We start from the raw sequence: 22,323 nt of genomic DNA, 5'->3' as shown, positions 1-22,323 counted from the left end.
AAGTCAAAGTACGGATTAGTAATGTCTACAATTGAAAAATTGAAACTTGATGGGCTCTTCTCCGCTTACATGAGTCAGCAAAAAAGGGGCTGACAGTAATTACATGCTTTACTTGCTTAACAGCTTATGAGTAACTTTAGAGTATTGAAAAATCGCTAAAACTACCGTCTAGTTCTCATGGTGCAGTTCAATACTTATAGAACAATAGCTAAAACACTCTGTGAGTCATTCACATAAGGAAATACAATGAGACAAGATCTCGATACAATTCTTACTGAGTCTCCGTTACTTATTACTGATGGTGCTGCAGGTACACACCTCGAGTCTATGGGTTGTGACCTTAACGACGATCTTTGGACTGCAAAAATCCTAAAAGACAGTCCGGAACTAATCAGGCAATTGCACCGCGATTATTTTCAGGCCGGAGCCGATTTTGGTGTCACGGTAAGTTATCAAGCCACAATTGAAGGCTACACCAAGAAAGGGCTTACTAAAGCTGAAGCCGTGGATCTGATCAAGACATCCGCCACTTTACTATTAGAAGCAAGAGACGCATGGTGGGAATCAGAAGGAAAAGCAGAAAATAGACGCTACCCGATTGCCGCTGCATCTATTGGTCCTTACGGTGCGTTTCTCGCTGACGGCTCTGAGTACCGCGGTGATTATAATCTATCCAAGGAAGAGCTACGCCAATTTCACCAGGAACGAATCGAGATTCTTTGGAACCAAGGCGTTGATCTCATCGCAGCGGAGACCATACCACGTTTAGATGAAGCGATGGTCATTGCAGAGATTGTTCAAGACCTCAATGCAAAATGCTGGATTACATTCAGTGCTCAAAATGAATCTCAGATATCTAATGGGCAAAAGGTCTCTGAGTGTATCCGTGCTTTAGAACCATTTGATTGCGTTGTTGCTGTCGGTATCAACTGTACTGCACCTCAATATGTTGGTGGACTTATTGAGAAAATCAGCACGGAAACCGATAAGCCAATCGTTGTCTACGGGAATCTGGGTAATAGTTACGATCCAAATAGCAAGGCTTGGTGTGAGCATGATAAAAACGGGTCTACAAGCTATCTATCTTACGCTCAACAATGGAAAACCCTTGGGGCTCGAATTATCGGAGGATGCTGCGGTACAACGCCGACTGAAATAAAACAGATCTTTTCTAACGTTGGATAACCGCTTTAAATAAACACACTTCGCTCCTGACATTTCTCTCTGGTGTATACGCAGGTATGGTCTCCCCCGTGAATGATGCAATCCACAAAAATTGGTTTCAGGGGCGAAGTATCTATCTGATTCTTAGAAAATTTACCGAAAGAACATTAAATTTTCGCCAATCATGCATAGTAATATTTGGCCATTAGTATCATAGAATTTCCGTCAACATGAAATTTCAGGCTAGGGATAAAACTGGTATATCTTATAAAGAATAATGTATTGATTATTGTCCCAAATTCTTCATCATCCATAAGCTTTATGTCTCACATTGTCAGACTGGGCAGAGAAACACAAAAATAAAAATACGTGGATGTATAAAATGAAGTTAAAGCCGTTAAAACAACAAGCTCGTGGGGTGTTAACCTCCTCTATCGCTATTTTCACCCTCTTTTCGTCAGCTAATACAACCGCCGCGGAATCGGCACTGAATGGCATATTAAGTTCAGGAGAACTCAAGTTCTGTTTTGAATCAGGTTATATTCCGTTCGAAATGACGGATAAAAGTGGGAACTATGTAGGATTTGATATTGACCTGGCGAAACAGATGGCACGTGCTATCAATGTTAAATTTGTGCCGGTTAATACAGCGTGGGACGGAATTGTTCCTGCTCTAAAGACAGGTAAATGCGATTTTATCGGCGGCATGACAATTACGCCTGAGCGTAATTTAAGTGTAAGTTTCGCCGATCCATACATAGAAGTTGGACAGACAATTCTTCTTTCACCTAAACTTGCTGATAAAATTCATTCTTTCCGTGACCTGAACAATGACCAATACGTCATCTCAACACAAATGGGAACAACAGGTGCGGAAGCGGCTAAAAAGTATTTGTCAGGAGCAAAAATCGATCTTTACGACACCTCTGCGGACGCCGTACTACAAATAGCAAATGGTCAGGCTGATGCTTTTGTTTATGATTTTCCTTATAACGCCATGTATGAAGCGCAACACCAGGATAAAGTGGTTCATCTCAACGAAAGTTTTACATTTGAACCTCTTGGTTGGGCTGTTCGCCAGGGAGACCCGGATTTTCTCAACTTCCTAAACAATTATCTGCGCCAAATTAAAGGTGATGGAACCTATCAGCGTATTCATGGCAAATGGTTCAAATCAGATAAATGGGTAGATAGCGTCCAGTAACCAAAAAACAAAAAATATCGTAAGCCACTTCAATCATGAGGTGGCTTGTTATAACAACCCCTTCTGATTATCAGAAAAATAAGGCAATTTGTGATGAGAGAAAGTTGTACTAAATCTTAAGCTAAGAATTTTGAGAGCATTTCCGAATTATCGGTTTAGCTCAATCGTGTAATTAGTGCAATATGGGAAATACAAACGTATATCATTTAATAGACTATATTTGCTTCAGTTAGTGGTTTTGTAGCGAGGCTTCGGCATGAATTTAAAGTAAGTGAATGAATGTCCCTGATCTGATCGTAAGATTCTGATTTAGTTCATTCGATTTCTGCAACAAAGCCACGCTTAATTAGTCTCTATAGAATCGACCCAATACTTAGTAGAACCACTATCAGCAAAGTCAACAGTCCGATCAAAGGGGCTACCCACTTAATCCAACGCACATAAGGCACTCGTGCAATCGCTAGCCCTCCCATCACTACTGCCGAAGTAGGAGTGATTAAGTTCACCAAGCCTGATGCTGACTGATAGGCGGTGACTACCAGTTCGCGGCCAACCCCAGAAAAGTCGGCTAATGGCGCCATAATTGGCATAGTCAGAACAGCTAGACCAGATGATGATGGCACCAAAAATGATAGGAGGACTTCAAGGCAGAACATACCGTTGACAAAAGTTATGGATGACAACCCTGAAACTGCCTGTTCTGCTGAAAACAAAATAGTGTCTGTGATCATACCTCTATCCATAACAACCACAATGCCTCGAGCAATACCAATAATTAACGCCACGCCTAGCAGTTCTCGCGAGCCTTCAATAAAATTGGCGATGAACTCGTCTTCATTAACTCTTGCTATCAAGCCAACGACAATACTCGCTGCCAAAAACATGGCAGATATCTCAGCCATCCACCAGCCAGCAACTGAAACGCCATAAATCATAATGCCAAATGAAGCAGCGAAAACCAGTAGAATCATTTTATGTGTAGTAGTAAAAGCTTGATTATCTAGAGTGTTATTTCCTAAGAAGTGGTGTTTATTTTCTTGAAATTTGTCATATACGAGAGACTTACTTTGATCGGAGCGGACCATTTTAGCGTAGCGCATAACGTAGCCTACACAGATTATCCAGCCAAGAACTAACATCGCAATACGTAAAAATACGCCATCGGTAAATGGGATACCCGCTGCATTCGATGCTATCACGGTGGCAAACGGATTAATGGTAGACCCTAACGTTCCGATCCCCGCTCCAAGTAAAATGGTTGCAGCAGCAACAAGCGGATCGAAGCGTGCAGCCATCATTACTGGTACAAGTAGAGAGTAAAAAGGTAGAGACTCTTCCGCCATACCATATATCGTTCCTCCAGCAGCAAACAAAGCCATGAGGATCGGTATCATTAGTTCTTCCCGACCTTTAAGTTTGAAAGTGACTCTTTCTATACCCTTATCAATCGCGCCAGTTTTAGTTACGAGGCCAAGAAATCCCCCGATAACTAGAATAAACAGGGACACATCAATTGCCGCTGCTTCATAGGTATTATGGTCATAGAACCCATCGATAGGTGCTAAAAAAACATCCACAACTCCCTGAGGGTTATTTTGAACAGTCTGATAAGTACCCGAAACTGGTACTTCCTTTCCAAGTTCCTCACTAATAGCTCTGTCATATTTACCCGCTGGAATTACCCAGGACATAACGGCAACTATTGCGATAAGTATAAATAGAATGGTATAGGCAGAAGGAAATTTAAACCCTAAACGGGAATTTAATTCCTTTTCTTTATTAACAGACTCTACTGTCATATAAAATCCTTAAGCATATATTTTAAATAATTAACTTATAAAAACAACCATGCTTTCATATAAATAAAATAATATAAAACTTAAATAGAGTTATATTTTAAATTAAGTAATACACTAGTATGGCAATATTTTCTGATGTATTACTTTTAATTAAATAAAGTGGAGATATAAATAGAAATATTAAATCCCATCTCGCTCTATAGGGCAACTCATGCAGCGAGCACCACCGCGCCCTCTTCCTAGCTCATTACCGGGAATGGTCAGTACCTCAATACCAGCTTTATCATACTTCTCGTTCGTGTACACATTTCGTTCGTAACCGATAACGACTCCCGGTTTGACCGTTAATAAGTTATTCGCATCATTCCATTGCTCACGTTCAGCTTCATAACTATTACCACCAGTTGTAATGAACTTTAGCTGATCAATCCCCAAAGCAGATTCGACAGCTTCAACATAGTTAGGTAGCTGTTTCGCGTTAACGCTCCCGTCAGACTTCGGAGTTAACTGCCAAGTCACCAAATCACGCTTTATAATTTCAGGATAAATAGAGAAAGTATCGGTATCCAGGTGTGTCATAACCGTGTCAAGGTGCATACATGAACGGTGTTTCGGAAGCTCCAATGCGATGATCTGAGTTGCCTGTTGAGATTTGAATAAACTCGCTGCTAAGTTTTCAACGCCTTGAGCCGTAGTTCGTTCGGACATGCCAATAAGTACCGCTCCTTTACCAAGAACCAAAACATCTCCACCTTCGATGTTTGCATTGTCATAGTGAAGATCATCATCACCAAAATATCTAATGAAATCACCGCCAGAAAAGGCTGGGTGCCAACGATAGATTGCTCTTAAGTGGTTAGTTTCTCTCTGTCTTGCTGGTTTCATCATTGGGTTGAGAGATACACCACCGTAGACCCAACAAGACGTGTCACGAGTGAATAAGTGATTAGGTAGAGGTTCAATGACAAAATCCAAAGGTTGATTCATCTTGGGAAGCATAGATGCAGAGCTAAACTCTAATTCCGAATAAGCCAAACCTCCAAGTAAGACACTGGTTAAGTGCTCGTTATCCAGCGCAGACAAGTAATTTCGTAGCTCTTTAGCGAAAGTAGGGCCAAACCTAAAGTCCGAGATTTGTGTTTTCAACAGCCACTGTTTCGCCTCATCAACTCTTAACGTTTCAACTAACAGATCATGCAACAATAAAACCTCGACATCCTGAGATCTCAATGTTTCAGCAAAAGCGTCATGTTCTCGTCCCGCTTCTTCTACTGCCAGTACATCATCAAACAAAAGCTCCTGACAGTTAGACGGGGTCAGGTGTGTAATTGCTCTTTCTGGCCTGCTCAATAGTACTCTTCGCAATTGACCGATTTCAGAACCTACAAACAACTCATTACTCATTTATTTTCCATCCATGTTGATTTTTTTCTTTTATTGCAAGAACAAAGAAACAAATCAAATTCAATGAGCAGAGCTTTATTCTATAATTTCAAATTATTTAAGTTATTTTAAGAATAATGCATCAACCAATGTAAGTTTAACTTGTCTACTAGACGCATCATAAATCAATCAATCAAATTTATTTTTATGCTAGTAATAAATTATTTTTTAAACTTTCCCTATATAGAGGAAAAGTGAAACGGTTCAATATATGCTCATTCCGACTCGATAATTTATGCATAAATTCGTAATAACTTGTCAATTATATAAACACTATTATCACGATATTTTATTCTGAATTGCGTCAAACCAATAATTTTATAAAGACACTTAACCGAATAATATTAGACCAAACAATATAATGCACCAATTTAGATCGTGATGCACCATAATATTACACCTAAATGGTGCAAATTATTAAAAAACAAACGTTAGCTAATTACCCTAACAAAATTATATTCGATTAAATATTTATTAATCTAATTATATTTCGTTTTTATTGATTATACAAAACCCGGTTCAATTAATTACCATAAAAGAAATATTCATACTTTTTGGCACGACTAATGCTGTGCTCTAGAACCGTGACGTAATCCACTATTTATAAACAAGTATCAACCAGTAAAGTAAGCGCGCTAATTCAACAGGTAAGTGATTATTAACGTTTACAAGCATGTTTTGATACTTCTGGTCGTCACATTTTAATGCGCTTAATCGGACACTCTAGCTTCCTTAAAGAGGAGCTCTAAGAATGATATCTATAACTTTTTATTGAGGTAAATTATGGCTCTAGTTCAGTCACCAAATGCCGTTGCAATGGTTTGTCCATGGAACTTCTATTCCAATCCTGAAACTTCAAGAGACAATGCTTTTCAGAATATTAACAATAATACCAACAAGGATATCAGCGGGCTCGCCAAACAAGAGTTCGACACTATGGTTCAGACATTAGAAAGCCATGGTGTCAAAGTTCATGTTTTCCATGATTACGGAGACAAGGAAACACCAGATAGTGTATTTCCAAACAACTGGTTCACTACTCATTCTGGGGGCAATATTGCCATTCATTCAATGTATTCGCCTAGTCGTAGGCGCGAACGCAGAGACGACATTATAGAAACCTTAAAACGAGAATATCGAGTCCAATCTGTTGTGGATTTTTCTGGTCTGGAGTGGGACAACCTGTTTTTAGAAGGAACAGGCGCAATGGTTTTAGATCATATAGAGAGAGTGGCGTACACAGCCAAGTCCAACCGAGCGAGCGATATTATCCTAGAAAGGTTTTGTACTATGTTCGGATATGAACCAATGGCATTTGACAGCGCGGATAGACAAGGCATCCCGATTTATCACACAAATGTAATGATGGCGATAGGAACGAACTACGCCTTAATATGTCTGGATATGATTGTTGACGTTGCAAGACGCGAAGAGATAAAAAATCGCTTGCTGGATAGTGGCCGAGAGGTCATTGAACTAAGCTTCGACCAGATAGATAATTTTGCTGGTAATGCGCTTGAATTGACGAGTAAAACAGGCGAAACACTTCTGGCTATCTCCAAGCGAGCTTATGACGTACTCTCCACTACTCAAATTAATACCATAGAAAAGTACGCCAAAATCATTCCTATCTCTATTCCTACAATAGAACTAGCGGGCGGCTCCGTTCGCTGTATGCTGGCTGGGATCCACTTAAAAAAACGAGATAATTAGAAGTACTAATTTCGCGAATCGTTATCGTTAGCTAAAGTGCAATCCGGGCCAGATCATTTGGTGCTCAATCACTAAAACTCTGGCCCCATAAAACTTCCGCTAACAAGGCGATGACATGGCATTAAAAACTTTCGCCTTCGAATTCCTACCCCAAATTCTTCAAAAGTGTTCTCTAGATTCTTACTTAAGTTTTAGAAAATTAAATCAAGTAATAAACTCGCCTCAGTCTGAACAATACCCTCTACCGAACGTATCCGTCCTAGTAGCTCGCCGAGATACGAGAGATTTTCAGCCTGTATTTCTGCAATAAGATCCCAGTGTCCGTTTGTATGATAAATGGACAATATTTCTGGAAATGTATGCAGTTGATCCAACACATTAGATTCATTTTTCGCTTCTACAGAAATACTCATCATTGCCTTAACAACATGACTTTCCGCCTGATGATTAAGCTTTACTGTATAACCGAGAATAACGCCATCTCGTTCAAGTTTATTAATTCGATTTTGGACTGTCGCCCTCGATACTTTTAGCTCTTTTGCCAAAGCAATTACCGGAGTACGCGCATCTTTTCGAAGAAGAGCTAACAGTCGTCTATCCGTATCATCCATGAATTTTACCCTAACCGTACGAGTTTAGTCACAATGCAACATTGACTTAGCATTATGCTAGTTTTCTTTAAATATTTGTACATTTATCTGACTTTCTGTTGGCTTACTTGACGGTTAATATTTGAAAGAAAAGTAAGTGAAAAATTCACACACTATTGGAGGTTAAGGATGACACTTTTTTTAGATGTTAATGCGCTAAGTTCATTGGTCAATAATCACGGCACCGAAACATTTATGAAGGGCCTTTTGACCTATATGGAAGATGACTTCCGCCGCTGGGAGGCGTTTGATAAGTCACCCCGCACTGCAGCACACAGTGATATCGGTGTCATCGAACTAATGCCAGTCGCAGATGACATTAATTACGGGTTTAAGTATGTCAATGGTCATCCATCCAACCCCCAACAAGGTTTATCGACCGTGATGGCATTCGGAGCTTTATCCGATGTTGCTACTGGTTTTCCACGTCTGCTTAGCGAACTAACCATTTCAACGGCTTTACGGACTGCGGTGACATCAGTCATGGCAGCTAAAGCGCTGGCTAACCCAGATGCAAGTATAATGGGCATGATTGGCTGTGGTTCCCAAAGTGAGTTCCAGGCAATTGCATTCCATACCATTCTGGGGATCAAAGAGCTGCGCATTTTTGACATTGACGCTCAATCAATGAACAAGGTCGTAGAGCATCTCAAAGCTTACCCAACGCTTAAAGTGATCAAAGCAAATTCAGCTCAGGGATGTGTAAAAGGCGCAGACATTGTCACCACGGTCACTGCTGATAAAGCCTATGCGACCATTCTAACGCCTGATATGGTTGAGCCAGGCATGCACATCAATGGCGTAGGAGGCGATTGCCCAGGAAAAACAGAGCTACATATAGATGTGCTAAAAGCCGGAAAGATTTTTGTAGAACACGAGCCACAAACAAGGGTCGAGGGTGATATCCAACAGCTACCGCCTGAGCATGTTGTACACCCTCTATGGAAAGTCATTTCGGGAGAAGAGCACGGGCGAGATAGCCAACATCAGATTACTATTTTTGATTCGGTAGGATTCGCCTTAGAAGATTTGTCCGTTTTACGCTACATATATGATGTAGCGGTAAAATTAAACGTAGGGGAAGCTGTAGAACTAATTCCTAAAATGGAAGATCCAAAAGACTTGTTCGGTATCATGACTAATAAGCGCAAATCAAATATCCAACAGGTTGCTTAGCTAGTCCACAACGGAGCAAAATTAGATTTGCTCCGTTGGCTTTAATAAGCGCTTTAATGACCACCAAATTAAATCAGTCAGCGATGACAATTATAGAATATCTGGGCTGACAGGTTAATTATCCAAATCGACTACAGTCTATGTAAGATGCAGGCAAGGCTTAACGCCTATTAAGCTTAATATTCTTCTTTCTAGTAATTCCAAAGAAAATCTAATACTATCTTTGAATTGAATTAGTAGCACAATGTTCAGTGGCTTTACCTGACTTTATATTATATGAAAAAATTAGACAAAACGGACTATTGTATTCTTGATATCCTGCAGAGGAATGGAAGAATCACCAATCAAGAATTAGCCAATCAAGTCGCGTTAGCACCAAGCTCTTGCTTACAGCGGGTCCGAAGATTGGAAGAAGAAGGCTTTATCGACGGATACCATGCTCATGTTAATCTTAGAAATGTCTGCCGATTTGTTACCTGTATCGCCACCGTAAAACTGCGCCACCACTCCTACCAAGAGTTGTTAGCTTTCAAGGCTATGGCAACATCAATCCCAGAAATTGTCGATTTTTATACCGTAAGTGGCGAATGCGATTATATCCTAAAAATTATCTGCCGCGATATGCAAGCTTACCTGGAAATCAATGATCGACTCATAAGTAACTCAGAGTACTCAGCGACTATTCAATCACACGTTGTAATGGAAGAGAACAGACCAACGAGCTATGTTGATTTAGATACATTACGTTAAAAATCATCTAGAAACCTGAACTATTTCTAACATGCTCTTAGTGAATCAGTAAATAATTAAGATAGTATCCACATCATAATTAGTTTGTTTTTTCATCAACCTTACTAACGAGCACAGCTGAAAGAATAGAAAAAATAGCCATTATTAGAAAAAACAGTGTATAGCCATCATCTCCCATCCATGCTGTCCCCCAGTATAAAATTGTAGGTGTGATAAAGCTGACTAAAGATTTTGCTATGTTATTAGTTGTATTCATTATAGCAATATCTTTTGCGTAATTATCTTTAGAAGGTAATACTTGATTAACTAAAGCTAGGTCTACTGAATTAAAAATACCCCAAAAGAATTGATAAAAGAATGAAATAATAATTACATATATTATCGATTCAGAGTAAGAGTAGCAGAACATGCAAATGGCTATGCTAATGGAGGAAAAAACAACGAAAGGTTTTTTTACTCTTTTTTTATCAGATAAATAACCACACACTATTCCAGAAGCGATCATTAAAATAATCCCTAATGATGTGATTGCTTGTAACTCAAACACTTTCTCTTCTGTTAGGTTAAATCTAGCTATGTAAAATAGTGTCATCATACTCAAACCAGAAGTTACAACATGGATGCAAAATCTACTCAGTAAAGTCCATGTGAAATTTGGATATAGAGAAAAGTTTGGATAAAAATATTTAAAAGAAGTTCTATCTTTACGCCTATTATTAATAGATATACCACCTATTAAATCTAAATCAACTAACCTACAAATAGCCAAATTACAAAATAATTGTATTGAAGCGATTAGAAGTATCTTATTTTCAATAGATATACCAGAAAATCCTCCCATAATAATTATACTAATAATCATTACAGCTAATGGTATTAGGCTTCCTGTTAATCCAGATACTTTTCCAAAGTTACTAGATTTGAATATTTTTGGTATAAGCACAAAGTATAACAATGATACTAGACCATATGAAAGATTAGACAGAACCCAAAATGTTATTAGTATAATTATATTATTAGCATATGACAGAAAGAGCATGGATAAGAATCCTGTCATACTCCCTATTAGAATCAATTTTCTACTATTAAATACATTTGAATTATATTTATCAAATAAATATCCTCCAATAGGGTTTAATATACATATAGATAAACTAACAATTCCTAATGAAATTGGAAACCAAAAATTAGCGAGTTCTTGCCCAACAATACGTATGATATTAAATTGACCCACACCATAGGTTAATAAAACCGGTGGAATTACTGAGGTAGCAACTCCAAAGATAATAGATATTATGACTTTATTAATCTTCATATAATCTTAGATTATATTAACCGTTAAAAAGGAATCAGTCATTACACTCTTTTCTATAGACCAATGGAGTCATCCCTGTCATTGACTTAAAAAACCGCGTGAAAGACGCTTGAGATGAAAAACCTAACAATTCTGAAATGTACCTTATAGAATGCTTGCCTTCGTATAAATGACTCATTGATAACTCAAGCAATACATTGTTGAGTATTTCGCTATATGTTCTCTTTATTTTTGAAAGTTGTCTCTGCAGAGTCCATACAGGGATATTTATTTTAGAGGACACATATTCAATTGAACACTTCCCATCAAAGTTAGAATGATAAAAACCACGAATTACAACTGCTATACTCTCAATAAAATCAACATCTTTAATAATATCCATCTCTTGGGTTATAAATGGTTTCAAGTTACACCTTTCCTTCACTTGGGAAAGAGCTGGATTATAGTTTTTAAACCTATCATTCAAGCTAGGTGTATTTATAGTTATTGATGTTTTAATCCTATTAAAATTCACTTCGCATTTTAGATCTCGAGTTATTTCTCTTTCAAATGATGGTTGGCTTCCTGATACAAAGTTCATTGTTACTTTATAGTTATTAGGGTTTGATATGTAAAATCGGACTAACCCCAAGAGGATGATCATATTTCCTAATGGTAGATAAATACTACTATTTAATTTTTCATGTGGTGGAAAGAAGGTTATTTCTATTTTATTATCATTTAAGCGTCGTAATTCGCATTTATTATGCTCACTTCCTCCGCTAAGCAATAGATAAGATTTAATTGCAGTCATCAAACTCTCACTATTCAAACACACTAGCCCAAACTGTGGAAACACGCTTGAAAAGTTAGATAAAACATCTTCTTTTTTATCATATATCTTTAATATATTAAATCCTGATTTTTCGGCTCTATAAATTAAGTCATAATACTCCAAAATTGGCACCCTATCATTTTTCTTGTAAATCAAATCATTTTTAAAATCAAGCATGTCAACTACATCATGGTATGTAAATTCATCACCCATAGATTTATATATAATTTGTTTGCATAAAAAATAAGGAACAAAAGCCATTTTGAATAATACGTCAAGATAAAAATTAACAATATCACTAGTGTTAAAAATGGACAACACAATAGAAATTGAGATTGTGATCTTTTTCAAACAATGCGCCTACTGTTGTTTTAAGGTAAAAATCTGTCCTTAAATGAAAAAAACACTCACTCAAGACTATGTATTATAAATTCCGTATTTTATAGGAGAAATGTAGAGCATGGATATAATATCAGAATTTTCCACTTTATTTTCGACCATATAAGATACCCACACCACCCCCCAAAATAGATTTATTTTTGTATATCACAAAACATATGTAAGCGAATTACTCGGTTACATTGTAGGAGTTCAAATGAACATAACACCTTTATTTACAAAGCATAAATGTTCGATTGCTGTAGTTATCGCTATTAGCGGTCTAATGCTCGGATGTAATGACTCCAGTACGGATAAAACGGAACTTACCGGAGATGCGTATTACAAAAGTATTGCCTTAAACTACCTATCTCATATGACACTAAGTGAAAAAATAGACGTTGTATCGGGATCAGACATTGGGCTTTCTGCTAATCCAATTAACTTAAAAAGAAGTGCGTGGGGATCAGTAGGTACTATCAATGGCGTATTGAATGAAGAACTCGATTTACCCGCAGTAAAACTTTCTGACGGTCCTGCAGGAGTAAAATCCGCCCCTTATCTCGTTGATGAAGAATTGTCCGATTCTTATGCCACCGCATTTCCTATTGGGTCATTGCTAGCGTCAACCTGGGACGTAGCTTTAGTAGAGGAGCTTGCTAAATCTTTAGGTGATGAAGCAAAAGAGCTTGGCACTGATTTTCTTCTTACACCAGGAATGAACATTCAACGGAATCCGCTGGCGGGAAGAAACTTTGAATACTTCTCAGAAGATCCTATTGTTTCAGGGAAAATGGCAGCCGCTATCGTTAATGGAGTTCAATCTCAAGGTGTTGGAGCAACACTAAAGCACTTCTTTGGTAATGAGTCTGAAAGTAATCGTTTATACGTAGATACTATTGCTACTCCACGGACACTGCGAGAAATATATCTAAAGGGATTCAGAATCGCGATAGATGAGTCTCAACCATGGTCAATTATGTCCAGCTATAACAAAGTGAATGGTTCTTACGTCGGCCATCGCAAAGATGCAACTACTGACATGCTGCGTGGAGAATGGGGCTTTAACGGATTTGTCATGACTGACTGGGGGGCAGATGACGTAAACAATGACACAGATTCTCCAGCGAGACTTATGAACGCAGGTAACGATCTGGTCATGGCTGGAGGCGACCATATAAAAGAAGCACTCCAAGCTTCTATTGAAAACGGTGATTTAGATGAAAGTACACTCGATGAAAATGTAGTAAGAATTCTAACTCAAGCGCAAAAAACACTATCTTACAATGACTACGATTATAGCGGCGTACCCAATTCTGAGCAGAGCATAGAAATTGCTCGCCGCGCGGGTGCCGAAGGTATGGTACTTGTAAAAAATGAGAGCGCTTTGCCAATCAATAGTGATACACAAAGTGTAGCGATGTTTGGAGTAGCACAAAATGCTACTTATAAAGGAGGACTAGGCAGCGGCAATGTATTGTCAAAATACACTATTGATATAGCAACGGGGCTTTCAGAACGATTTACTGTAAACGAAGATTTGAAAACGTGGTACCAAGCTTATTTTGACTCCAATAAAATTGCCCATAATGATAGCTGGGGTCCATTAGCCTATTACGAAATCGATGAAGCTCCTGTTTCCGGTAATAGTGAACTTGAAGCTTTAGTCTCTGAATCTGCGTTGGTTGATGACATCGCTGTTATATCTATAAGCCGCCAGGCTGGTGAGGGGGCTGATCGAACTGCTACCGAAGGGGACTATTACCTTACTTCAGATGAAATGGATATGATTACTCAAGTTTCAGCAGCATTTCATGAGCAAGATAAGAAAGTGGTCGTTGTCATTAACAATAATGGAGTTATCGATACGTCCAGATGGAGTGATAAAGTAGACTCGATTTTAATCGCTTATATGGGTGGACAAGAAATGGGCTATCAAGTCGCAGACTTGCTTTCCGGAGATGTAAACCCAAGTGGTAAATTGGCTCAAACATTCCCTAAAAGTTATACCGATGTTCCAAACTCTGACTCCTTCCCTGGCATCGATGAAGATAATGATGGAGAAGTAGATAAGATTTACTATAACGAAGGTATTTACGTTGGCTATCGTTACTACTCTTCAAAAGGTGTAGATGTATCTTACCCATTTGGATACGGCCTTTCTTATACGACCTTTACGATAGATTCTGCTGCAATAAGTAATAATGATTTGAGTGATGGATATTCAGGGCATCTGACACTCTCTGCATCAGTGACCAATACAGGCAATGTTTCAGGGAAAGAAGTAGCACAGGTATATGTAACCGCTCCAGAAGTTAAATTGAAGAAGCCGACTATCGAGTTAAAAGCTTTTGCCAAAACATCTGAGTTGTCCCCGGGAACATCTGAGACTCTGACATTCAATATTTCGTCATTTGAGCTCGCTAGCTTTGACCCTAGTTCAAATGCGTGGATCATTGAACCTGGCACATATAATGTTTACATATCAAACTCATCTGACATATCTAATACATCACCAATATCATTTGATATAGGTGAAGAGATTGTTGTAGCCCAAACCTCACCAGGGTCTTTGGGAATCATCGATGACTCTATAATAGATATTGATGTTGAATAATCGATAAGAATAACTATGCCTATATATCGGCTCTAATTTGGTTAGAGCCGATATCAATTCGCGATGAACTCATAGCCTCCCCTGTAAAAATACAAGAAAGCTAACCAGATTCAGGCTACCACATAGTAAAATTCAAGGTTTTTAATATCTCTGTCTCTTTTGCCAAAAGATGACTTTCATTCAAGCTAACAATGTGGTTCAAAGAAGGGATGGGCGATTTTGAGTTATAGATAACGGTAACAAAGTAAAGCTCCCAACATTACACGCAAGGAGCCTTTAAGAGTTATGCTGTTGCCATTCTCAAGCGTGGTACTGGCTTATCATTGATTGGAAGATGAATCAATGCAGCAACCAGCGCCAACGTGACCGCTGACCACCAAATTGGTTCGTATGACCCGTAATAATCGTAGATATAGCCGCCGACCCATGCCCCCAAGAAACTGCCTACTTGGTGAGTGAAGAAAACCAAACCGTATAGAGTCGATAGGTAACGAGCCCCAAAGATTTGACGAACTAGACCAGATGTAAGTGGCACCGTTCCTAACCAGCAGAAACCAATAGCTCCACCGAATATAGCAGCAGTGTACTCGGTGACAGGCAGTGTCACAAAAGCACCGATCACAACCGTGCGCATTAAATACAGCGCAGACATAACATGACGTTTGCTATAGCGGTCTGCCATTGCCCCCCAGAAGTAAGAACCAAAGATGTTAAATATACCTACGTAAGCCAGAGCCATTGCCGCTGTTGATGCTGGTAAGTTTTTATCCGCCAAATAACTTGGAAGGTGAGTCGCGATAAACATAACGTGGAAACCACACATGAAAAAACCAGCATGAATCAACCAGTAACCTTTGTGCACAAACGCTTCTTTCAAAGCACTTTTTAGCGTTTGATTGTCTTCTTGCGCATAGTTTTCGGCATTTTCTTTCAGCTTTGACGTATTAATGAATAGAGCAAACACCACCATAAAACTGCACAGAACAGCGAACGTTTGAATTGCACTTTGCCAATCAGAAACGCTCAACAAAGCTTGTGCACCAGGGATCATTGCAAACATGCCAAATGATCCAGCAGCTGTGGTCAATCCAAAAGCTTTAGCCGCATGTTGCGCTGGTACCACTTTCGCAACTGCACCAAGTACGATCACGTAGCTAGTTGCACTTAAGCCAAGCCCTACAAACACACCTAGCGTTAGGTTCATCATAGTTGGCTCTACAGTGATCGAGGTTAGGTACAGACCCGCTGCGTAAGAGGCAGAACCTAAAATGATAATTCGCTTCGCCCCCCAGCGGTCGGCGGCCATACCAACAAATGGCTGGAACGCTCCAAACAGTAAGTTTTGCAATGCAATAGCAAAGCTGAAGAACTCTCGTCCAGTTTGGAAGTATTCTGAGATAGGTGTCATGAAAATACCGAAGGACTGTCTGATCCCTAGACTGATAATCAAGATCCCTATTCCCAGCCAAACTAGGAGTGGAAATCGGAAAATAATCATAAACTGCTCTTAATAGTGATTGTAGTGATGAGAGTGTCCTTCATTGCCACCAATGGATTCATGACCGCCACTGTTAATGGCTTGCGCTGCCACTATTTTTCTATCCTTGGTGAGTTATGAACAGAGATTAATGACAGGCGCAACATGGTTAACAACCCCACCACCTAGCGAAAATGGACTGGAAAAATAGGTATTTATCGCTCAAGTGAAAAATTAGCGCGAAGTGTAGAAAGGATTTGGGAATGACACAAATGATAAAAAGTGAATTAATTTATGCAAAATATGCATAAATTAGTCTCGAGAATGGAATACCCGCAGGATAGCATTGACTTTTCGTCGCACATTTCATTTATTTGGAGCTAATCTTACTACACTCTTACTCTTAAAAAAGCAACTAACCGCATAACTTAGCTATATAAAATCGTCATTATTTAAAGGAATCGAAAAGTGGTCGTTGTAAGCTTACCGTGCAGAAGCTCCCCCAAATTGATAATCACATCAAAAACTATGATTTCAAAAACTATGGCTTATCATATCTTTGAACATAACTACGTTAGATCTGTCCCTCTAACGTAGTTAATAGAAACACATTAGTCAGTTAATCCCGCTAGTTTTCGAGATACCTCAGTCAATGCACTCCAGTCTTTTTGTCCAAGTCCGTTTGCATTTGCTGCGACTAAGTTGTCTTTAGCACCCAGAATCGCTGATGGTTTTACGCCACAAGCAGTGAACGCGGTTTCAAATATTAATGCGTCTTTTAAACCCGCAGTAAGATCGAAACCAACAGTGTCAAAATCTCTAGTCGCGATTTTTTCAGCATATGAACTCATTGCTTCATTTCCGGCAAAAAACATTTGGGTGATAGCCAATACTTGTCTTTTATCTAACTGACTTTTCTCTGCAAATGTAAATACTTCACCCAACATTGCCAGTTGTGCCATAGCCATATAATTCACACATATTTTCATCCCATTAGCTGAGCTAGCGACTCTTCCAACGGGTACTTGTTTCGCTATATAGGACTCTATTATCGGTTTGGCTACTTCTATAGCTTGTGGGTCGCCTGCAAGGAAGGTAATAAGTTTACCAGCCGCCGCTGCATCAGGACGTCCAACAACAGGGGCTGCAATATATTGGCAACCACGTTTTTCATGTTCTGATTTTAGATTATCTGCTGTAGAAGGTTGAATTGTCGTTAATCCAACATGGATTTTCCCAGTTGTCATAGAATCAAGAATTCCATTTTCATCAAGGCATAGCTCGAGAATAGAATTGTCATCTAACAAGCTGGTAAAAATGATATCAGATCGCTCTACGAGTTCCTTGATACTGTTAGCTACAGTTGCGCCTCGCTCTTGAAATGGCTGAGCCTTCGATATCGTTCTATTGTAAACCGTTAATTGGTATCCAGCTTTTTGAATATTCTCACAGATACCTGATCCCATTTTACCAAGACCTATAAAACCTACTTTCAGATTTTTTGTATTCATATTGTGTTCACCGTTTTATTATCATGAGTTGGGAACACTTTATCGGTATGCAGATTTACAACCTTAACAATTGTTAACAGATCACCTATTTTTTGCTTTGATTCGGCTTAACGACACAGGAGTCATACCTAGGTACGTCGCTATGTAATGATGCGGAACTTTATCAAATATATCTGGTTGAAGGTTGAGTAACTCTGCGTATCGTTGCTGTGGATTATTCTTTATTCGAGATATGAATAGCGCTTGATAATGGTACAAACGCTCTGCAATGTAGTCATCAATAGCCTGCTTTATGTTAGTATCACTATCTAATAGATGAACTAATTCACTTTTATTTATAACGCGTAGACGAGCTTCTGTGATGGTTTCAATATTGTATAGAGCAGGAAGATTATGCTTAAGGCTTTCAAAAGAAGTGACAATATCTCCTTCAAAGAAGAACTGAAAAGTCACATCATGACCATCATCATTAAACCAAGACCTCACACAGCCCTTCTCGATAATAAAGACCGAATCGCAGATATCGCCTTCATTGAGCAACGTTTCTTTCTTTTTAAAGTGGTGGACATGCCCAACTCGGATAAGATTCGGAAACATTGAAATGATTGAAGAACTCATTACTTGGCTCACTTAAAACATCAGGAAATTCGAAAAATCTAGACTATCACATAGGTCGTTTTAGAGTCTGTGAGAACGATAATATCATCATATAGCCATAAGAAAATTTCAGTAAAAATGACAACTATCATCCGTGGTCAGTATGTGGTCTCAACTCGGAATTGGACATTTCCGTGTCAGTGACTTTGCTAAATTAGTTCCAGACGAATTACTTTTAGTATTGCAAAATACACATTGGTTGTTTTAACTCGGTGGCAAAAATCAGCCATAGTTTGAATTTTTACCAAGCCAGTACGTATCGTATGATATCGACTAAGACCAATACTTAGTTCTGCTCATGAAATGTTTTTCTCCATCGGTTTGGAGTGACCGCATAACGTTCTTTGAATTTATCACGGAAGATCAACACCGAACTGAAACCTGTTTTAACCACGATTTGGTCAATAGTTAGATCAGTAGATTCAAGCAAATCCTGAGCGAGGTTGAGTCGCTCAGAAGCCAGCCACTCTCCAAACGCCATCCCTGTTGCCTTATGAAATTTTCGGGTAAAGGTACGGCGAGTCATCATCACTGACTCCGCGAGTTCATCAAGAGTATATTTACGGCCGATATCATTTCTGATTCGTTCCATCAACTCATTGATGCGTGAATCGGATGTTGTTATCGGTATGGGTTGTTCAATGAATTGTGCCTGCCCTCCGTCTCGATAGGGTGGAACCACCATTCTTCGGGCAATACGGTTCGCGATTGCGCTGCTGTAATACTTGCGAAAAACATACAAACAACAATCAATACCGGCAGCCGTACCAGCAGAGGTAATCACTCCATTATCTTCTACGTATAACGCATTGGTATCGAGTGACGTTTCCGGAAAACGTTGGGTGAAATCTCGCTCCAGTTCCCAATGAGTTGCGGCACGCTTTCCAGCTAATAATCCAGCATACGCCAGTACATAACCTCCGAGACACAGGCCGACAATCAATGCTCCTCTGGAGTGAGCAAGACGTAACGCCTCAATAAGCTGAACATTTGGTCGTTCATCAACAGTCCGCCAGTAAGGAACAATAATGATATCCGCCTTCTCTAGCGAGTCGAGCTTGGCTCGGGTATGAATCTCCATCCCGATGTCAGACAGAATTGGACCTTCCTCCCCCGCAACAAACTGTAGATTAAAGAAGGCTTCATCCATAGTGTCACGCCCGAACACGATACTTGGGACCGAAATATGAAACGGGCTGAATCCATTAAAAACGATGACCGAAACATTAGGTATGTGCTGCGTTCTTTTGGGCGATAGAGTTTTGGGAGTTAGAGTTTTAGGAGGTAGAATTCTGGAAGACATTCGCTTAAACCTGATTGCAGAGCTACCAATGATGGTAACCCTGCATAGTGCAATTGGAAACTACAGAATGACAGTCTCACCATCTTCCGGGATATACACGAAATCAGTCAGTAAATTGATTTCAGCATAGTCGCGAAGCTCCTGTCTTGTCACGAGTGCGTGATTTACTGCGCCCATATGAGTAGCAACAATCTTTGCCTGAGGAAGAACAACGTGCGTTTTTAACACGTCATCTTTACCCATGATGATCGAACCATAGCCAATCACGTGAGCCCAGCCAGTATTCAGAATGACCACGTCTGGCTGTTCACGTTTCATTGTTTCTTCTACCGTCTGCGTCCAGATAGTATCTCCGGCCAGATAGAGCTTTTCTTCATCTGAATGAGATAGTATTACGCCGGTTACTTCAGCCAGCATTTCTCCCAGCTCCTTGTTTTCGTAAGCCGCGTCAGAACCATGTTGACAAGCAGTACGAGTGAAAGAAATGCCGTTGTAGTCGGTCTCTTCAGAGAAAATCTGGAGATTAGTAAAACCTTGAGAACGCAGAATTTGCTCATCACCTTCGTGCTGCACAAAAATCAGCTTGTCTTTAGGAATGACATTGACAGCGGTTTCATCCCAGTGATCCGGGTGAGTGTGGGTCAGCAGCACAGCATCAACATCAATAATCTCTTCAATTGAGAGTGGCAGCTCAACCGTCGGGTTGCGCACATCAGAATTCACTGTCCCGCCAAACCCAGGGTAAGTGCCTTTTGGTGCCAGCATTGGATCAACAAGGAATCGCTTCCCTGCGTAGTCGATAATTTGAGTTGCGTTACGAATTTGAGTGATTTTCATCATATTGCTCCAGAATTGTTTTTACGGAGCTATTTTATGCAAGGGAATATAGCCACATAAGTGGCTATAAGGACACTTATAGATACTATCGGGACAAAATGATATTACTCTTCCAAAGACAATATTCATATTCAAATGCACCTAGAAAAGGCCGAAATCCGTCTTAATTTCAGCTATATTCATTGCATTTCAATAATGATGAGTTTTGATATTGAAAATCACAACTCCCTATTTCAAGTTAGATGCAGTTCGAAAAACTCAAGTGTACGCTCCCAAGCTAACTCTGCTTCAGTTTTAGAGTAACGACCAGTCGAGTCATTGTGAAAGCCATGATTGACCCCTTCGTAGATATGCGCGGTATAAGTTACACCGTTGTGTTTTAATTCTTTTTCATAATCAGGCCAAGTAGCATTAACGCGATCATCCATGCCTGCAAACTGAAGCAATAAAGGCCCTTTAATATTTTTCCTCAAATCCGGTGCAGCAGGAGTCCCGTAAAATGGCACACCTGCATTAATCTCCTCAGGAATGGTAGCAGCGAGCATATTGACAATGTACCCTCCAAAACAGAAACCAACAGCTCCCAGTTTTCCAGTACTTAGCTCGTGAGACTTCAAAAAACTGGCGGCGGCAATAAAATCCTCTTCAATTTTGCTGCGCTCCATACTTTTTTGCATAGCCCGCCCTTCGTCGTCGTTTCCTGGATAACCTCCAAGCGGATAGAGCGCATCTGGAGCAAAGGCAATAAACCCTTTTGCTGCTAATCGGCGAGCGACATCTTTAATGTATGGATTTAGACCACGGTTTTCATGTGCAACCAAAACCACAGGTGCTTTATCTTTTAACCCACTTGGCACTACTAGGTACCCTTGGCATTCACCGCTACCTTTTGGTGAATCAAATTTGACGTAAGTTGCTTTGATAGAAGGATCATTGAAAGAGATTTGTTCAGCGTTAGCGTAGTTAGGTATAAACATCGAAGTTAGCGTTGTCATGGTAAAGCCCAGTGCAACTATTCCAGAAAGTCGACTCATAAACTCTCTTCGACTAATCAATCCGTGGGCGTATTCGTCATACCAGTCAAATGCTTCTTGAGGGATGGCTCTTGGTTCTAATCCTTGGCTTTCGCGTTTGATTGCTGTCATACGTTTTTCCTTATTGAAGAGTTGTCTTTTCTGCCGATAGAACTTTTATCCAAGAATAAACGACGCAAATGCAATGTTAATTGGGGTTTACACTTCTTTACATTATTGCAACCAGAATACAACCTTTTACATTCTTCACCTTCATTGAGCCTTTATACCGCAACTAACCAAAACATCTTCACTTAACGCTATGAATTACTATGGCCTAAGGTAATGGATAGCCCAAGATGAATTGCACCAATAAGAAAATCTGTTCGCAACTATGCTTTTGATTGCAGTTTGAGTATTTCGGTTTTGCCATCGCTCTTTTCACCCACCCTGAAGATTTTGTTGGTTCGGAAATTTCGCTTGAGCAGATCACATTTCAATA

At 39.5% G+C, this 22,323-nt stretch carries 17 protein-coding genes; 6 read left to right on the top strand and 11 right to left on the bottom strand.

Annotated elements, in window-relative coordinates; all coding sequences use genetic code 11:
- Positions 1–246 precede the first annotated feature (246 nt).
- Both mmuM and V1U08_RS17830 read left to right on the top strand, forming a co-directional pair.
- Positions 247–1,185: a homocysteine S-methyltransferase gene (mmuM, locus tag V1U08_RS17835; protein ID WP_330471148.1), complete on the top strand. Its 939-nt coding sequence runs from the start codon at positions 247–249 to the stop codon at positions 1,183–1,185.
- A gap of 361 nt (positions 1,186–1,546) precedes the next feature.
- Positions 1,547–2,368: a transporter substrate-binding domain-containing protein gene (locus tag V1U08_RS17830; RefSeq protein ID WP_330471147.1), complete on the top strand. Its 822-nt coding sequence runs from the start codon at positions 1,547–1,549 to the stop codon at positions 2,366–2,368.
- Between the two features lie 353 nt (positions 2,369–2,721).
- Here V1U08_RS17830 and V1U08_RS17825 read toward each other — a convergent pair whose 3' ends face one another.
- Together V1U08_RS17825 and arcA are read right to left on the bottom strand one after the other, a co-directional pair.
- Positions 2,722–4,167, bottom strand: coding sequence for a YfcC family protein (locus V1U08_RS17825; RefSeq protein ID WP_330471146.1), 1,446 nt, complete (start codon positions 4,165–4,167; stop codon positions 2,722–2,724).
- Between the two features lie 180 nt (positions 4,168–4,347).
- The gene (gene arcA / locus V1U08_RS17820) at positions 4,348–5,571 is read right to left on the bottom strand and encodes an arginine deiminase (RefSeq protein WP_330471145.1); all 1,224 of its coding nucleotides are present in this window, start codon (positions 5,569–5,571) and stop codon (positions 4,348–4,350) included.
- 822 nt (positions 5,572–6,393) lie between these two features.
- Between arcA and ctlX the strand changes: the two genes are divergently transcribed.
- Positions 6,394–7,323: a citrulline utilization hydrolase CtlX gene (gene ctlX / locus V1U08_RS17815; RefSeq protein WP_330471144.1), complete on the top strand. Its 930-nt coding sequence runs from the start codon at positions 6,394–6,396 to the stop codon at positions 7,321–7,323.
- Positions 7,324–7,514: 191 nt separating this feature from the next.
- Here the strand turns inward: ctlX and V1U08_RS17810 are convergent, their stop codons facing one another.
- Entirely contained in the window at positions 7,515–7,934 is a 420-nt protein-coding gene (locus V1U08_RS17810; protein WP_330471143.1) for an Lrp/AsnC family transcriptional regulator, read from the bottom strand.
- Between the two features lie 168 nt (positions 7,935–8,102).
- On the opposite strand from V1U08_RS17810, the gene V1U08_RS17805 reads away from it, so the two are divergent.
- The gene (locus tag V1U08_RS17805; RefSeq protein ID WP_330471142.1) at positions 8,103–9,149 is read left to right on the top strand and encodes an ornithine cyclodeaminase; all 1,047 of its coding nucleotides are present in this window, start codon (positions 8,103–8,105) and stop codon (positions 9,147–9,149) included.
- A 276-nt stretch (positions 9,150–9,425) separates the two neighbouring features.
- Entirely contained in the window at positions 9,426–9,899 is a 474-nt protein-coding gene (locus V1U08_RS17800) for an Lrp/AsnC family transcriptional regulator (RefSeq protein ID WP_081281067.1), read from the top strand.
- A gap of 79 nt (positions 9,900–9,978) precedes the next feature.
- On the opposite strand, the gene V1U08_RS17795 is transcribed toward V1U08_RS17800, so the two are convergent.
- Positions 9,979–11,214 (bottom strand): MFS transporter, encoded by a 1,236-nt coding sequence (locus tag V1U08_RS17795; protein ID WP_330471141.1) that lies wholly within the window; start codon positions 11,212–11,214, stop codon positions 9,979–9,981.
- Positions 11,215–11,248: 34 nt separating this feature from the next.
- Positions 11,249–12,379: a helix-turn-helix domain-containing protein gene (locus V1U08_RS17790; protein WP_330471140.1), complete on the bottom strand. Its 1,131-nt coding sequence runs from the start codon at positions 12,377–12,379 to the stop codon at positions 11,249–11,251.
- Positions 12,380–12,623: 244 nt separating this feature from the next.
- Here V1U08_RS17790 and V1U08_RS17785 point away from each other — a divergent pair, with 244 nt between their 5' ends.
- The gene (locus V1U08_RS17785) at positions 12,624–15,023 is read left to right on the top strand and encodes a glycoside hydrolase family 3 N-terminal domain-containing protein (protein WP_330471139.1); all 2,400 of its coding nucleotides are present in this window, start codon (positions 12,624–12,626) and stop codon (positions 15,021–15,023) included.
- Between the two features lie 283 nt (positions 15,024–15,306).
- On the opposite strand, the gene V1U08_RS17780 is transcribed toward V1U08_RS17785, so the two are convergent.
- From V1U08_RS17780 to V1U08_RS17755, 6 genes are all read right to left on the bottom strand, one after another.
- On the bottom strand, positions 15,307–16,521 hold the full coding sequence (locus V1U08_RS17780; RefSeq protein WP_330471138.1) for an MFS transporter: 1,215 nt from the start codon (positions 16,519–16,521) through the stop codon (positions 15,307–15,309).
- A 590-nt stretch (positions 16,522–17,111) separates the two neighbouring features.
- Entirely contained in the window at positions 17,112–18,011 is a 900-nt protein-coding gene (locus V1U08_RS17775; protein ID WP_330471137.1) for an NAD(P)-dependent oxidoreductase, read from the bottom strand.
- Between the two features lie 81 nt (positions 18,012–18,092).
- A complete protein-coding gene (locus V1U08_RS17770; RefSeq protein ID WP_330471136.1) occupies positions 18,093–18,629 on the bottom strand; it encodes a Crp/Fnr family transcriptional regulator in 537 nt (178 codons plus the stop codon).
- A 325-nt stretch (positions 18,630–18,954) separates the two neighbouring features.
- Positions 18,955–19,971: a GlxA family transcriptional regulator gene (locus tag V1U08_RS17765; RefSeq protein WP_330471135.1), complete on the bottom strand. Its 1,017-nt coding sequence runs from the start codon at positions 19,969–19,971 to the stop codon at positions 18,955–18,957.
- Positions 19,972–20,031: 60 nt separating this feature from the next.
- Positions 20,032–20,808 (bottom strand): MBL fold metallo-hydrolase, encoded by a 777-nt coding sequence (locus V1U08_RS17760; protein WP_330471134.1) that lies wholly within the window; start codon positions 20,806–20,808, stop codon positions 20,032–20,034.
- A gap of 233 nt (positions 20,809–21,041) precedes the next feature.
- Positions 21,042–21,953 carry a dienelactone hydrolase family protein gene (locus V1U08_RS17755; protein ID WP_330471133.1) on the bottom strand — a complete coding sequence of 304 codons (912 nt, stop codon included), beginning with the start codon at positions 21,951–21,953 and terminating at the stop codon, positions 21,042–21,044.
- Positions 21,954–22,323 lie beyond the last annotated feature (370 nt).

This window comes from Vibrio sp. YYF0003 (assembly GCF_036350715.1).
Classification (GTDB): Bacteria; Pseudomonadota; Gammaproteobacteria; order Enterobacterales; family Vibrionaceae; genus Vibrio; species Vibrio natriegens.
The sequence above is the reverse complement of the archived record's forward strand: the minus strand, read 5'-3'. Positions and strand labels throughout refer to the sequence as shown.